This is a genomic window from Microbacterium sp. ZXX196, from assembly GCF_009709595.1.
In the GTDB taxonomy this organism is placed as follows: Bacteria; Actinomycetota; Actinomycetes; order Actinomycetales; family Microbacteriaceae; genus Microbacterium; species Microbacterium excoecariae.
The window spans coordinates 1-265 of record NZ_WMEE01000253.1 but is presented as its reverse complement, the minus strand read 5'-3'; the positions used below and the strand labels follow the sequence as shown (position 1 = coordinate 265).

The window sequence follows — 265 nt, the reverse complement described above, 5'->3', positions numbered from 1 at the left end:
TTGAAGTTCATCATTCTGAAGAAAAAACTCAACGGTATTAAGCCGCTCTTCAATCGGTAATTTTTCCTTCAATGGTAACACCACCCAGCGTCTCAATAACCGGGCACCCATTGGTGTCACCGTTTGATCCAGAATCTGGATTAGTGGTACGCCACCTTCCTGCTGTGGAAATACGAGTTCAAGGTTACGGACCGTAAATCTGTCCAGCCACACAGATTTTTCCCCTTCCAACCGCGTGACACGGCTGATATGACTTACCTCCCTG

The 265-nt window shown here is 47.2% G+C and carries 1 protein-coding gene; it reads right to left on the bottom strand.

All coding sequences use genetic code 11. The features are described 5' to 3' along the window. Nucleotides 1–265: hypothetical protein (locus GJQ66_RS12955; RefSeq protein ID WP_230379625.1), on the bottom strand; the 265-nt coding region annotated here is incomplete at both ends.